The organism is Streptomyces sp. NPDC002088 (assembly GCF_040296605.1).
GTDB lineage: Bacteria > Actinomycetota > Actinomycetes > Streptomycetales > Streptomycetaceae > Streptomyces.
Genome location: NZ_JBEOXO010000006.1, coordinates 88065 through 101948, shown reverse-complemented (window position 1 = coordinate 101948; position 13884 = coordinate 88065). Strand labels below are relative to the sequence as shown.

General features: G+C 72.0%; 9 protein-coding genes. 5 read left to right on the top strand and 4 right to left on the bottom strand.

Annotated elements, in window-relative coordinates; all coding sequences use genetic code 11:
- Positions 1 to 53: 53 nt before the first annotated feature.
- The gene (locus tag ABT114_RS14815) at positions 54 to 2333 is read right to left on the bottom strand and encodes an FdhF/YdeP family oxidoreductase (RefSeq protein ID WP_351142387.1); all 2280 of its coding nucleotides are present in this window, start codon (positions 2331 to 2333) and stop codon (positions 54 to 56) included.
- 328 nt (positions 2334 to 2661) lie between these two features.
- Between ABT114_RS14815 and polA the strand changes: the two genes are divergently transcribed.
- Positions 2662 to 5388, top strand: a complete 2727-nt coding sequence (gene polA / locus ABT114_RS14810; RefSeq protein WP_351142385.1) for a DNA polymerase I — start codon at positions 2662 to 2664, stop codon at positions 5386 to 5388.
- 440 nt (positions 5389 to 5828) lie between these two features.
- Positions 5829 to 6065, top strand: coding sequence for a hypothetical protein (locus tag ABT114_RS14805; protein WP_351142383.1), 237 nt, complete (start codon positions 5829 to 5831; stop codon positions 6063 to 6065).
- A gap of 52 nt (positions 6066 to 6117) precedes the next feature.
- Here the strand turns inward: ABT114_RS14805 and ABT114_RS14800 are convergent, their stop codons facing one another.
- Positions 6118 to 6984, bottom strand: a complete 867-nt coding sequence (locus ABT114_RS14800; protein ID WP_351142381.1) for a DUF4184 family protein — start codon at positions 6982 to 6984, stop codon at positions 6118 to 6120.
- Between the two features lie 269 nt (positions 6985 to 7253).
- Between ABT114_RS14800 and ABT114_RS14795 the strand changes: the two genes are divergently transcribed.
- The 3 genes from ABT114_RS14795 to pgfA all read left to right on the top strand — a co-directional run bounded on the left by ABT114_RS14795 (position 7254) and on the right by pgfA (position 10265).
- Positions 7254 to 8972, top strand: coding sequence for a lytic transglycosylase domain-containing protein (locus tag ABT114_RS14795; RefSeq protein ID WP_351142379.1), 1719 nt, complete (start codon positions 7254 to 7256; stop codon positions 8970 to 8972).
- Between the two features lie 144 nt (positions 8973 to 9116).
- Complete coding sequence (locus ABT114_RS14790) at positions 9117 to 9251, top strand: SPW_0924 family protein (protein WP_351142377.1); 135 nt, start codon at positions 9117 to 9119, stop codon at positions 9249 to 9251.
- A 21-nt stretch (positions 9252 to 9272) separates the two neighbouring features.
- Positions 9273 to 10265, top strand: coding sequence for a cell envelope lipid trafficking protein PgfA (gene pgfA, locus ABT114_RS14785; RefSeq protein WP_351142375.1), 993 nt, complete (start codon positions 9273 to 9275; stop codon positions 10263 to 10265).
- Here pgfA and hrpB read toward each other — a convergent pair.
- Complete coding sequence (gene hrpB, locus ABT114_RS14780) at positions 10255 to 12831, bottom strand: ATP-dependent helicase HrpB (RefSeq protein WP_351142374.1); 2577 nt, start codon at positions 12829 to 12831, stop codon at positions 10255 to 10257. The genes pgfA and hrpB overlap by 11 nt on opposite strands.
- A gap of 4 nt (positions 12832 to 12835) precedes the next feature.
- The gene (locus tag ABT114_RS14775) at positions 12836 to 13786 is read right to left on the bottom strand and encodes a class I SAM-dependent methyltransferase (protein WP_351142372.1); all 951 of its coding nucleotides are present in this window, start codon (positions 13784 to 13786) and stop codon (positions 12836 to 12838) included.
- Positions 13787 to 13884 lie beyond the last annotated feature (98 nt).

Here is a 13884-nt window from a genome sequence, read left to right as displayed (position 1 = left end):
GCTCCGTTCGTCGATGTTCGTCGATCCAAGTCCAGTGGTGACTGAGCAAACGCTCAGTCGGTCGCCGATTGTTCCAGACGCACGACGACGGACTTGCTGGCCGGGGTGTTACTGGTGTCCGCGGTGGCGTCCAGCGGGACCAGGACGTTGGTCTCCGGGTAGTAGGCGGCCGCGCAGCTCCGCGCCGTCGGGTAGAGCACGACCCGGAAGCCGGGCGCCCGCCGCTCCACACCGTCCTTCCACTCGCTCACCAGGTCGACGTACGAGCCGTCGGCGACGCCCAGCGTGCGTGCGTCCTCGGGGTTGACCAGCACGACCCGGCGGCCGTTCTTGATGCCCCGGTAGCGGTCGTCGAGGCCGTAGATCGTGGTGTTGTACTGGTCGTGCGAGCGCAGCGTCTGCAGCAGCAGCCGGCCCTCGGGCAGCTCGGGGTACTCGACCGGCGCGGCGGTGAAGTTCGCCTTGCCGGTGGCTGTCGGGAAGCGGCGCTCGTCGCGCGGGGCGTGGGGAAGGGTGAAGCCGCCGGGGTGTGCGACGCGGGCGTTGAAGTCCTCGAAGCCGGGGATCACGCGCGCGATGCGGTCGCGGATCGTCGCGTAGTCCTTCTCGAACTCCTCCCACGGCACCTTGCTGCCGGCGCCGAGGACGCGGCGTGAGAGGCGGCACACGATGGCCGGCTCGGACAGCAGGTGCGCGCTCGCGGGCTCCAGACGGCCGCGGGAGGCGTGCACCATGCCCATGGAGTCCTCGACCGTCACGAACTGCTCGCCACTGCCCTGGAGGTCCCGCTCCGTGCGGCCGAGTGTCGGCAGGATCAGCGCACGCGCGCCTGTGACGACGTGCGAGCGGTTGAGCTTCGTCGACACGTGCACGGTCAGCCGGGCGCGCCGCATGGCGGCCTCCGTGACGTCCGTGTCGGGGGACGCGGAGACGAAGTTGCCGCCCATGGCGAAGAAGACCTTCGCCTCGCCGTCGCGCAGCGCGCGGATGGCGCGTACGACGTCGTAGCCGTGCTCGCGCGGCGGAGCGAAGCCGAACTCCTTCTCCAGGGCGTCCAGGAAGGCGGGGGCGGGCCGCTCGAAGATGCCCATCGTGCGGTCGCCCTGCACGTTCGAGTGGCCGCGCACCGGGCACACGCCCGCGCCCGGGCGGCCGATGTTGCCGCGCAGCAGCAGGAAGTTGACCACCTCGCGGATGGTCGGGACGGAGTGCTTGTGCTGGGTGAGACCCATGGCCCAGCAGACGATGGTGCGTTCGGAGGCGAGCACCATGCGCAGGGCCTCGTCGATCTCCTCGCGCGTGAGGCCGGTCGCCGTGAGCGTCTCGTCCCAGTCGGCGGCGCGGGCGGCGGCGGCGAACTCCTCGTAGCCGTGGGTGTGTTCGTCGATGAAGGCCTGGTCGGTGGCGCCTTGCGTCTCGAGGATCAGCTTGTTGAGGAGACGGAAGAGGGCCTGGTCGCCGCCGGTGCGGATCTGGAGGAACAGGTCGGTGAGCGTGGCGCCCTTGAGCATGCCCTGGGGGGTCTGCGGGTTCTTGAAGCGTTCCAGGCCCGCCTCGGGCAGCGGGTTGACGGTGATGATCCGCGCGCCGTTCGCCTTGGCCTTCTCCAGGGCGGAGAGCATCCGCGGGTGGTTGGTGCCCGGGTTCTGGCCGGCGACGATGATCAGGTCGGCCTTGTAGAGGTCCTCCAGCAGGACGCTGCCCTTGCCGATGCCGATCGTCTCGCTCAGCGCCGAGCCCGACGACTCGTGGCACATGTTCGAGCAGTCCGGCAGGTTGTTGGTGCCGAGCTCGCGGGCGAACAGCTGGTAGAGGAACGCGGCCTCGTTGCTGGTACGGCCCGAGGTGTAGAAGAGGGCCTCGTCGGGCGAGCCGAGCGCGGTGATCTCCTCGGCCACGATGTCGAAGGCGCGCTCCCAGGTGACCGGCTCGTAGTGATCTCCTCCTTCGGGGAGATACATGGGGTGTGTGAGCCGTCCCTGCTGGCCCAGCCAGTAGCCGCTGCGCCCGTTGAGGTCCTGGACGGAGTGCGCGGCGAAGAACTCCGGGGTGACCCGGCGCAGGGTGGCCTCCTCGGCGACCGCCTTCGCGCCGTTCTCGCAGAACTCCGCCGCGTGCCGGTGGTCCGGCTCCGGCCAGGCGCAGCCCGGGCAGTCGAAGCCGTCCTTCTGGTTGACGCGCAGCAGCGTCAGGGCGGTGCGCTTCACGCCCATCTGCTGCCTCGCGACGCGCAGGGAGTGCCCGACGGCCGGGAGCCCCGCGGCCGCGTGCTTCGGCTCCGCGACCTGCGGCGCGTCCTGGACCGGATCGGCCTTCGGCGGCTTCGTTGCCATCGCACGCTCTCCTTCGACTGCGTGTGCGCTGTGTCCGACTGTGTGTGCGCTGTGTTTTCCGGGGCTGTGACATCAGTGACCCTGCCGCGGGCCCTGGACCCCCGACAGCCTGGATCCTCGCATGTGGCAGTGACAGCGATCGCGCCCGGCCGTGCGGGGAGCGGGAGCGAGGGTGGGAGCGGGGGTGGGAGCGGGGGGTGGGGGCAATGATTGTGGGACGGTGCCGGCCGGTCGGCTGCCCGTCCGCCGCCCGTCCGCCGCCCGGGCGCGGCAGCGGGAGTGCGATGGGCGGGCCCGACTGTCAGTGCGGCGTGGCAGGATCGGGGACGTGGCAGAGACAGCATCGAAGAAGACCGACCGAACCCCCGGCGAAAGCCGCCCGCGCCTGATGCTCATGGACGGGCACTCGCTGGCCTACCGCGCGTTCTTCGCGCTGCCCGCGGAGAACTTCACGACGGCGACGGGCCAGCCCACGAACGCGATCTACGGCTTCGCGTCGATGCTGGCCAACACGCTGCGCGACGAGTCGCCCACGCACTTCGCGGTGGCCTTCGACGTCTCCCGCAAGACGTGGCGCTCCGAGGAGTTCACGGAGTACAAGGCGAACCGCTCCAAGACGCCGGACGAGTTCAAGGGCCAGGTCGAGCTGATCGGTGAGCTGCTCGACGCGATGCACGTCTCGCGGTTCGCGGTCGACGGCTTCGAGGCCGACGACGTCATCGCCACACTCGCCACGCAGGCCGAGGCCGCCGGCTTCGAGGTGCTGATCGTCACCGGTGACCGTGACTCCTTCCAGCTGGTCTCCGAGCACACCACGGTGCTGTATCCGACGAAGGGCGTCTCCGAGCTGACCCGGTTCACGCCGGAGAAGGTCGTCGAGAAGTACGGATTGACGCCCGCGCAGTACCCCGACTTCGCGGCCCTGCGCGGCGACCCGTCCGACAACCTGCCGGGCATCCCCGGAGTCGGCGAGAAGACGGCCGCGAAGTGGATCAACCAGTTCGGGTCGTTCGCGGACCTGGTCGAGCGCGTCGACGAGGTCAAGGGCAAGGCCGGGCAGAACCTGCGCGACCACCTGGAGGCGGTCAAGCTCAACCGCCGGCTCACCGAGATGGTGCGGGACGTCGAGCTGCCGAAGACGGTCGCCGACCTCGAGCGCGCGCCGTACGACCGCAAGACCCTCGCGATGATCCTGGACACCCTGGAGATCCGTAACCCCTCGCTGCGTGAGCGGCTCCTCGCCGTCGACCCGGGTGCCGAGGAGGCCGAGACGACCCCGGTGGTCGCGGCGGGCGTGGAGCTGGACGGCACGGTGCTCGGCGCCGGCGAGCTGGCCGGCTGGCTCGCCGGGCACGGCACCGAGACCCTGGGCGTCGCCACGGTCGACACCTGGGCGCTGGGCACGGGTTCGGTGGCCGAGGTCGCCCTCGCCGCGGGCGGGGGAGCGGCCGCCTGGTTCGACCCGTCCCAGCTGGACGAGAACGACGAGAACGCCTTCGCGGCCTGGCTGGCCGACGAGAGCGGGCCGAAGGTCTTCCACAACGCCAAGGGCGCCATGCGGGCCTTCGCCGAGCACGGCTGGAGCGTCGCCGGTGTGAGCATGGACACCGCGCTCGCCGCCTACCTCGTCAAGCCGGGCCGGCGCTCCTTCGACCTGGACGCGCTGTCCCTGGAGTACCTGGGCCGGGAGCTGGCCCCGGCCGCCGCGGCCGACGGCCAGCTGGCCTTCGGCGCGGACGACGCGGCCGAGGCAGAGGCCCTGATGGTGAAGGCCCGCGCGATCCTCGACCTGGGGGAGGCCTTCGAGGGCCGCCTGCAGGAGGCGGGCGCGGCGGACCTCCTGCGTGACATGGAGCTGCCCACCTCCGCGCTCCTCGCGCGCATGGAGCGGCACGGCATCGCGGCGGACCGGGCCCACCTGGAGGCCATGGAGCAGATGTTCGCGGGCGCGGTGCAGCAGGCCGTGAAGGAAGCGCACGCGGCGGCCGGCCACGAGTTCAACCTGGGCTCGCCCAAGCAGCTCCAGGAGGTCCTCTTCGGCGAGCTGGCCCTGCCGAAGACGAAGAAGACGAAGACCGGCTACACCACCGACGCCGACGCGCTCGCCTGGCTGGCCACCCACACCGACAACGAACTGCCGGTCATCATGCTCCGCCACCGTGAGCAGGCGAAGCTGCGCGTCACCGTCGAGGGTCTGATCAAGACGGTCGCGGCCGACGGCCGTATCCACACCACGTTCAACCAGACGGTCGCGGCGACCGGCCGCCTCTCCTCGACGGACCCGAACCTCCAGAACATCCCGGTCCGCACGGACGAGGGCAGGGCGATCCGGCGTGGCTTCGTGGTCGGCGAGGGCTTCGAATCCCTCATGACCGCGGACTACAGCCAGATCGAACTGCGTGTGATGGCCCACCTCTCCGAGGACGAGGGCCTGATCGAGGCGTTCACCTCGGGCGAGGACCTGCACACCACGGTCGCCTCGCAGGTCTTCGCGGTCGAGCGCACGGCCGTCGACGCGGAGATGCGCCGCAAGATCAAGGCGATGTCGTACGGCCTGGCGTACGGCCTGTCGGCCTTCGGCCTCTCCCAGCAGCTGAACATCGAGGCGGCCGAGGCCCGCGCGCTCATGGACACCTACTTCGAGCGCTTCGGTGGCGTACGGGACTACCTGCGCCGGGTTGTGGACGAGGCACGGGCGACGGGCTACACCGAGACCCTCTTCGGCCGGCGCCGGCATCTGCCCGACCTCAACAGCGACAACCGTCAGCGCCGTGAGACGGCCGAGCGCATGGCCCTCAACGCGCCCATCCAGGGTACGGCGGCGGACATCGTCAAGATCGCCATGCTCAACGTGGACCGGGCGCTGCGCGAGGCGGACCTCAAGTCCCGCATGCTCCTCCAGGTCCACGACGAAATCGTCCTGGAGATCGCTCCCGGCGAGCGCGCGGCAACCGAGGAGATCGTCCGCCGTGAAATGGCCGGCGCGGTCCGCCTCCGCGCCCCGCTGGACGTGTCGGTGGGGGTGGGGCCGGACTGGGAGTCGGCAGCGCACTAGCCTCCGGCGCAGGAGCGGGAATTTCAGCTCCGGCTCGTGATGAGACGCCTTGGGCAGGGCGGACGCAGGCGGTCTTCCGGGCAGGCGCAGGCGGTCTTCCGGGCGGACGTAGGCGGTCCTCCCGCCGCGCGGGGGCTGTCCGGCCTGCGCGTGGGCCGTCCGGCCGAGGGGGCGGCTGTGCACCCCTGAACGCACTTCCGCAGTAGTCCGTCACTCGCGTGGCCCCCGCGGGAAAGCCCGTCGGCGTCTGCGCCCGTAAGGATGCGGGCATGGGTATACGCATGCTCCACCGCCGGACGGGACCCGATCGGGCCCGTCCCCAGGGACAGTCGTCGGCGCAGGCAGGCAGCAAGAGCAGGGCGGTTGCCGGTGCTGGGCTTCCGGCGGTCCCGGCCTTCGCCGCCGGGGCGGCTGCCGCCCGCATTCCCACCACCACGGCCATGACTGTGAGCAGGGCGGCCCGGGAGCTCCGGCGCGGGCTCGCCCGCCGGGCGTCGTCCGCCGTAGCCGCCCGTGAGACGCCCGCCTGGTGGCTGTGGGTCGTGACCGGCCGTGGTCACCTGGACCTGCTCCTCGCCCGGCTGCCCAGGCGGCGTCGCGCGGCGAGGACCGTCACCGTGTTCGTCGCGGCGCCTGTCAGGTTCCGTCGGTCTCCGGACGGTCCCGGCGGTCGTTGACTCTTTCCCGTTTCTGCGTGGCGGGCTTGGCTGCTGGATGCCTCGGCGCCTGTCAGGTTCCGTCGGTCTCCGGACGGCCCCGCCCCACGCTGACCCCTTCCCGGTCCCCGGCGGCGGCCTCGGCCGCCGGCCGCCGCACGCGGACGCCGACGGCGTACAGCAGCAGCCCGAGCACGAGTCCCGCGCCCGCGCCGAAGCACAAGGTGGGGATCAGCTCCCACGGCTTGGCCGTCGCACCCCAGTACTCCCACCACCGCGAAACCCGCTGTACCGCCCCGGCCAGCGCGCAGCCGCCGATCACCGCTGCCGCCCACCACCGGTCCCGTACCGAGAGCGCCGGCACCCCCGCCGACGGGCCGGCCGGTGCCCGTCTCAGGGCAACGGCCACGAACGTGACGATCACGACCGCGGCCACGGCCGAGCTGCCGTACTGCAGATACCAGTACAGCGGCGAGCCCGCCACCTCCCGGCCCAGGACGGGGAAGAGCCGCATCCCCCAGCGGTCGAGGTGTGTGAACGCGTCCCACACGACGTGCGTCAGCGCGCCGAGCGCCGCGGACACGTACCACCACCCCACCGAAACCGGCCGCACGCGCGCGTGTGGCGCCCCGCAGCGCAGCAGCGACGCCCACCGTCCCTGGCGGGCCCGCGGCAGCAGCGCCACCAGCGGCTCGCGCACCAGCAGCCACAGCCCGACCAGTGCCCAGGCGACGAGGACGTCGACCGTGAAGACGCCGGGGAAGGAGTGCGTGACGTCGCCGAACTCCATCGCTCCCGAGACGACACTCGCCGCGTAGTAGGTCATGTCGGGCGAGAAGGAACCCGCGACGAGCACGGCCGGCATCAGCCGCCCCCGGCCGGATCCATCGGTGCGCACGCCGGGCAGCACGGCCGCCGCATGACTGAGAGTGAACGGCAACTGGGCTCCCCGCGACGGATGTTGGCCGGACGGTCGGTCAGGTGATCATCGACGTTCAGTATGCGGGACGACCGGCCGGGGGAGCGGAACTTGGCCAACTGGTGAAAATCGGGCACGAACGGGTGCCCGAGCAAAGGAAGTTGTCGTAGGGTCACCTGGGTCACACGCCCAGGGGGGCAACTTCCGAGGCGGGTCGATCGTCACACCAGGGCGGGAACAGAAGACAGCCGGTCGGGCGCGCTCGGGCGTCCATGGGAGGGGTTCACTCTATGGCGGCGCAATTCGGCAGGAGGCTCCGCAAGGGGGCGGTCGCCACCACCGTGGCAGCGGTCGTGGTCGCGGCTCTCTCCGCGTCCCAGGCACCGGGAGTGACGACCGACGACCAGGGCGGAAAGACGGCCGCCGACGCGCAGGCCTCGCCCGAGACGACGGTCGACGACGGTGCCGCCACCGGCAACTCGCGGTACTACACGGACCTGCCGCCGCTGACGAGCCCCAGCCCCGCGCCGAGCGCGAGCACCAGCCCCGCCGCCACGGGCGCGACCGAGGCAGGCATACCCGCGACCGTCCTGGACGCCTACAAGAAGGCCGCGGCCGAGCTGGCCGAGTCCAAGGCCGGCTGCAACCTGCCCTGGGAGCTCCTCGCCGCCATCGGCAAGGTCGAGTCGGGCCAGGCCCGCGGCGGCAACGTCGACGCGAACGGCACCACCCTCAGCCGGATCCTCGGCCCGAAGCTGAACGGCAACGGCTTCGCGTACATCCAGGACACCGACAACGGCGCGTACGACGGCGACAGCACCGTCGACCGCGCCGTGGGCCCCATGCAGTTCATCCCGTCCACCTGGGCGTGGGCGGGCCGCGACGGCAACGGCGACGGTGTCAAGGACCCCAACAACGTCTACGACGCGGCGCTCGCGGCCGGTCACTACCTGTGCCGCAACGGCTGGGACCTGTCCGCCCAGGCCGACCTCAACCGCGCGATCCTCAGCTACAACAACTCGCAGGACTACCTGAACACGGTCCTGTCGTGGCTGGAGTACTACCGCAAGGGAACCCACGAGATCCCGGACGGCACCGGCACCCTGCCCTCCAGCAGCAGCGACGACTACAGCGGTTCGGGCTCCACCACCTCCCCCTCCACGCCGGAGACGTCCACGCCCAGCCCGGACACGAGCACGCCGGGCACCGAGAGCCCGAGCCCGGAGCCCACGACGCCGAGCAGCCCGACCCCGACGCCCACCGACACGGTGGACCACCTGGAGGACGTGGGCACGCTGAAGCTCACCGCGACGGCGGGCGAGGCGTTCGGCAGGAAGATCAGCACGCGCGCCGAGACCGAGGCGGGCAAGGGCGTCGGCAAGGTCAAGGTCCGCTTCACCATCGTCGGCGACACCGACGCCACCTTCACCGGCGGCGAGACCGTCGCCACGGCCGTCACCAACACCGCGGGCGTCGCGGTCGCGCCCACGCTGCAGGCGGGCGAGAAGACCGGCAACTTCACCGTCCGCGCCCTCCTCGTCGGCCGTACGGTGTCCGCCCTCGACTACACGGCGACGGTCACCGCCCGCGCCGCCGACACCCTCACCCGCACCAGCGACACCGCGCTGACCTGCACCCCGGGCGGGGAGTTCGCGGACCAGGTCGAGGTGAAGGCCACCTACAACGGCGCCGTCGCGGACAAGGTCGCGGCCACCGCCACGCTCATCAAGTCGGCGGACGACCCGACCGAGAACGACAAGGGCCCCTACTTCAAGGACGCGGACGGCAAGACCGTACGCACCCTGACGGACCTGACGACGGACGAGAACGGCCTGCTGAAGCTGCCCAAGCTGTACGCGGACGACACCACCGGCACGTTCCTGCTCCGCATCACCACCACGGGCGGCGCGACGCTGACCGTCGAGCTGACGGTCGCGGCGGCCGAGACGGCGACGCCGAGCCCGACGCCCAGCGCCACCGAGTCTGCCTCGGAGACTCCCGCGGCCTGACCGGCACAGGACGAGGGCGCCCCTCCGCTTCGGCGGCGGGGCGCCCTCGTCCGTTGTGTGTGCAACGTGTTCTCATCTCGCCCGCCCGTTGCTACGGTGCCCGATCTGACGAGGTATCAGTTCCAGTCCGTCGGGAGGCTCCGCATGCGCGCCCTGATCGCCGCCGCGACCGGTTTCGCCCTCGCGTTCGCCCTGGTCCTCACGATCACCGCCATCGGCGCACCGGCCGGCAAGACGTCCCCGAAACCGATGCTGACGACGGTGCCCGCACATCCGTAACCGCCTGGGAGGGAGGACGGGATGCGTCGCAAGGCCAGCCTGATCCTGCTCGCTCTCGCCGTGTTCTTCGCGGCGCTGTCCCCGCTGCTGCGCTGGTACGCCTTCCCGCGCCTGGCCAAGATACCGGCGAACCAGTACCAGGACATGGTCCTGGAGGCGAAGAACGCGACCCTCCTCGACTACGGCACCATGAAGGCCAGGACGGTCCCCAAGGTCACCATCGTGCAGACCCTCAAGGGCAACGTCGAAGCCTCCGACAAGATCGAGAAAACCGCCGGCCGTGACGTCGTCGTCTGGGACTCCCTCTCCTACATCCAGGGGCCCGACGGCAAGATGGTCTCTCAGATCCCCGAGCGGTACATCTTCGACGCGCACAGCCAGGAACCCGTCCATGCCACCGGCGAGATGGTCGACGGCGACCCGGTGACACGCCAGGGCATCGAGTTCAAGTGGCCGTTCCTGACCGAGAAACGGGACTACGAGTACTTCGACGCGCAGACCCGCACCACCAACCCCATCCACTACAAGGGCACCCAGACCTTCCGGGGCCTCAAGGTCTACTACTTCGAGCAGACCATCCCCTGGACCAAGGTCCAGTTCCCCAGGGCCATGCCTGTCAAGGGCATCGACCGGGCCTCGCTCGCCAAGACCGGCACGAGCATCTGGTACACCACGGTCCGCAAGTTCTGGGTCGAACCGGTCACCGGAGCGCCCGTCTACGGCGAGGAGCTCCACAAGGAGGAACTCCGCGGCGGCACCCTCCTGGGAGGGCGCGAGAAGGTGACCGCCTTCGCGGGGGACGTCAAGATGCGCGAGGACTACATCAAGTCGACGGTGGCCCTGGTCAAGTCCAACCGCACGACGGTCCTGCTGCTGACGTCGTACCTGCCCTGGGGCTTCCTGATCCTGGGCACGTTGCTGCTGTCGCTCTCCCTCTGGCTGGAGGCCCGCAGCAGGCGTCCGGGCGACCCGGCACCCACGGGGGCGGCCGAACCGGAGCCGGTCACCGCCTGAGCCGGGCGTTGGTGTACCGGGTCGGCTCCGCGGAGGCGGGATCCTCGGGCCACGGATGCTTCGGATAGCGGCCGCGCAGTTCGGCCCGTACGCCCTTGTAGCCGTCCTTCCAGAAGGAGGCGAGGTCGGCGGTGACGGCGGCGGGCCGGCCCGCGGGGGAGAGAAGGTGCACCAGGAGCGGCACCCCCGCGACGACCGGCGACTCCTGCAGCCCGAACATCTCCTGCAACTTCACCGCGAGCACGGGCCGCTCGGGATTGTCGTAGTCGATCCGGATTCTGGACCCACTGGGTACGGTGATCCGCTCGGGGGCGAGTTCGTCGAGGCGGGCGGCGTCCCCGGACGCCCAGGGAAGCAGCCGGGCGAGCGCCTGCCCGGCGTCGATCCGCGCCAGGTCGGCGCGCCGCCGGGCCCGGCCGAGCTCCGGCTCCAGCCACTCGTCCACGCGCGCGTGGAGCGCGTCGTCGGAGACGTCCGGCCACGGGTCGCCGAGGTGCAGGTGCAGGAAGGCGAGCCGCCGGCGCAGTACGCCCGCATCCGGCGTCCACCGCAACAGCCCGACCCCTTCCTGCCGCAGCCCTTCGACAAGCGCGTTCCGTACGAGGCCGGGGTCGGCGTCGGCAAGACCCCGCACCGCCAGCTCCACCGCCCCGAGCCGCTCGACCCGCCGCGCGACGACGTCGCCGTCGGCCCAGTGCACCTCCTGGCCCTCGGCGTACAGCGGCGCCGCGGCCCGCCGTGCCACGTCCTCGTCCACCACGGCGGCGAGCTGCACGCGCGCGTGCCCCTTGCCGAGCGGCCGGTCCGCCACGGCGACCGCGAGCCAGGGCGCCCCGCGCAACCCCGAGCCCTCGCGGACCTCGGCCCGAGTCCCGGAGACCATGAGATACGACCCGCCGTGCACCTTCGCGACCCGCTCGGGAAAGGCAAGCGCGGCGACGAGCCCGACAGCCTGATCCTCGCCGGCGCCCGGCCACCCACCCGCCCGGACCGCAGTGGAGGCGGGCGAAAGAGAGACGTTCAGCTCCACCGGAAGAGAGTCACGGGCGGCCCGGTCGGCGAAGTCGGCAGCGGCCGACCGCAGGCGCCGCACCTCCAGCCGCCACCGCCCCGCGTAGGCGTCACCGCCGCGCCGGGCACCCCGCAAGGCCGCCGCCAGGTCGTCCCCGTACTCCCGCGGTGGCTCCTCGCTGAGCAGCGCCACCACCTCGGCCGCCCGCTCCGCGCCGACCAAGGACGCCGAGTCCAGCAACGCCCGCCCCAGCCGGGGGTGAAGCCCCAGCCGCGCCATACGAGCCCCCCGCTCCGTGGCCCGCCCGGCGGAGTCGACCGCGCCGATCGCCGTCAGTACGGACCGGGCCGCCGCCATCGCCCCGCCCGGCGGTGGATCCAGCAGCGCCAGACCGGACGCCTCCGGATCGCCCCAACAGGCCGCCTGGAGGGCGAACGCGGTGAGGTCGGCCACCTTGATCTCCGGCGCCGGGAACCGCGGCAGACGCGTGTCCTCCGCCTCCGACCAGCACCGGTACACCACACCCGGCGCCTCACGCCCGGCCCGCCCCGCCCGCTGCCGCCCTGCCGCCTGCGACGCCCGTACGGTCGTCAACGCGCTCAGCCCGCGCGCGTGGTCGACGCGCGGCTCCCGCGCCAGCCCCGAGTCGACCACCACGCGCACCCAGGGAACCGTCAGCGACGACTCCGCCACGGACGTCGCGAGGACCACCCGACGCCGGGCTCCCGGCGCCAGCACCGCGTCCTGCACGGCCGCCGGCGCCCGCCCGTGCACCTGGAGCACATCGACGTCCCCGAGACCCCCGAGCTGAGCGGCGACCCGCGCGATCTCGCCCACCCCCGGAAGGAAACAGAGCACGTCCCCGGACCGCTCGGCCAGCGCCCGCCGCACCACCGACGCCACGTGCGCCAGCAGCGCCGGATCGACCCGCATCCCGTGCGGCGGCCGTACGGGACGCGCCGGCGGCGTCCAGATCACCTCGACCCCGTACGAGGCACCCCTCGCCTCGACCACCGGTGCGCCGCCCAGCAGCCGCGCCCAGCCCTCCGAGTCGGTCGTCGCCGAGGCGGCCACCAGGCGCAGCTCCGGCCGCAGGGTCTCGCGCACGTCCCACAGGAACGCCGCCACCGTGTCCGCGTCCAGATGCCGCTCGTGGCACTCGTCGAGCACCACCACGTCGACGCCCGCCAGCTCCTGGTCCCGCTGCAGCCGCTGGAGCAGCACACCGGTCGTGACGACCTCCACGCGCGCGTGGCGCCCGACGACCCGCTCCCCGCGCACGGTGTAGCCGACGCTCTCGCCGACCTTCTCGCCCAGCAGCCAGGCCATCCGCCGGGCCGCCGCCCGGGCCGCGATCCGCCGCGGCTCGGCCACGACCACCCGGCGCGCCGGGCCCTCGCCGAGCAGGCCCGCCAGAGCGAGCGGCACGAGCGTCGTCTTGCCGGTGCCGGGCGGCGCCACGAGAACGGCCGTGCCGTGCCCCTCCAAGGCGTCGTCCAGGGCGGGCAGGGCACCGCGTACGGGCAGGGCGTCCAGGGCGTCGTAACGGATCACGCACTCAGTCTCGTACGCACACGAAGATGGCCGTCCCCGGGATCAGGTTCCCGCGCAGCGGCGACCAGCCGCCCCACTCGGCGGTGTTCCAGGCCGGCCACTCCGGCTCGACCAGGTCGACCAGGCGGAAGCCCGCCGCCACGACGTCCCGGACGCGGTCGCCGACGGTCCGGTGGTGCTCCACGTACACCGCTCGCCCGTCCTCGTCCTGCTCGACGTACGGCGTGCGGTCGAAGTAGGAGGCGGCCACCGACAGCCCCTCGGGGCCCGGCTCGTCCGGGAACGCCCAGCGGATCGGGTGCGTCACCGAGAAGACGAAGCGGCCGCCCGGGCGCAGCACCCGGCGCACCTCGCGCAGCACCAGCACCGGGTCGGCCACGAACGGCAGCGCCCCGTACGCCGAGCACGCCAGGTCGAAGGAGGCGTCCGCGAAGGGGAGCGCGCCCGCGTCGGCGCACACCAGAGGGAACGATCCTCCGATGCGCAGCGCGTGCTGGAGCTGGCGGTGGGAGAGGTCCAGGGCGACCGGACGCGCGCCCTGGGCGGCCAGCCAGCGCGCGCACTGGGCCGCGCCGGCGCCGATCTCCAGGACGTCCTTGCCCTTCAGTTCCTCAAGCGGGCCGAGCAGCTCGGCCTCCACCTCGTCCAGGCCCTCGGGGCCCCAGACGAAGCGGTCGTCTCCGAGGAAGGTGCCGTGCTCGACCTGGTACTCGTCCGCGTTGCGGTCCCACCAGCCCCGGTTGGCCCGCGTGCTCTCCGCGACGTCCGCGTCACGTCGGGTGGCTTCCGGTTCGATGGCTTCGGACTCTTGGATGATCGGCTCCCTCGTCGTACTCTTCCGTGCAACCCGTCCGGGCGTGTCACGGAAGAGGTCTTTCCGGCCTGCACGGCCTTGTGGGACGGTTCTTTGTGCCGGGTATGCGGTGATCTGCCCCGGGTGTGCGGCTTCGCGCATTGACCCTGCCCGGCTGCCCCCGTATGCTACAAGTTGCGCTGCGAGCCTGCGCACCTCAGACGTAGCAGGCTGCGCTCGCATCTGTTGTATGTCCCCTC

Coding starts and splice junctions, on each gene's coding strand:
- ABT114_RS14815 (WP_351142387.1), bottom strand. CDS start 2,333: ATGGCAACGAAGCCGCCGAAGGCCGATCCGGTCCAGGACGCGCCGCAG.
- ABT114_RS14805 (WP_351142383.1), top strand. CDS start 5,829: ATGACTGTGAGCAGGGCGGCCCGGGAGCTCCGGCGCGGGCTCGCCCGC.
- ABT114_RS14795 (WP_351142379.1), top strand. CDS start 7,254: ATGGCGGCGCAATTCGGCAGGAGGCTCCGCAAGGGGGCGGTCGCCACC.
- ABT114_RS14790 (WP_351142377.1), top strand. CDS start 9,117: ATGCGCGCCCTGATCGCCGCCGCGACCGGTTTCGCCCTCGCGTTCGCC.
- pgfA (WP_351142375.1), top strand. CDS start 9,273: ATGCGTCGCAAGGCCAGCCTGATCCTGCTCGCTCTCGCCGTGTTCTTC.
- ABT114_RS14775 (WP_351142372.1), bottom strand. CDS start 13,786: ATGCGCGAAGCCGCACACCCGGGGCAGATCACCGCATACCCGGCACAA.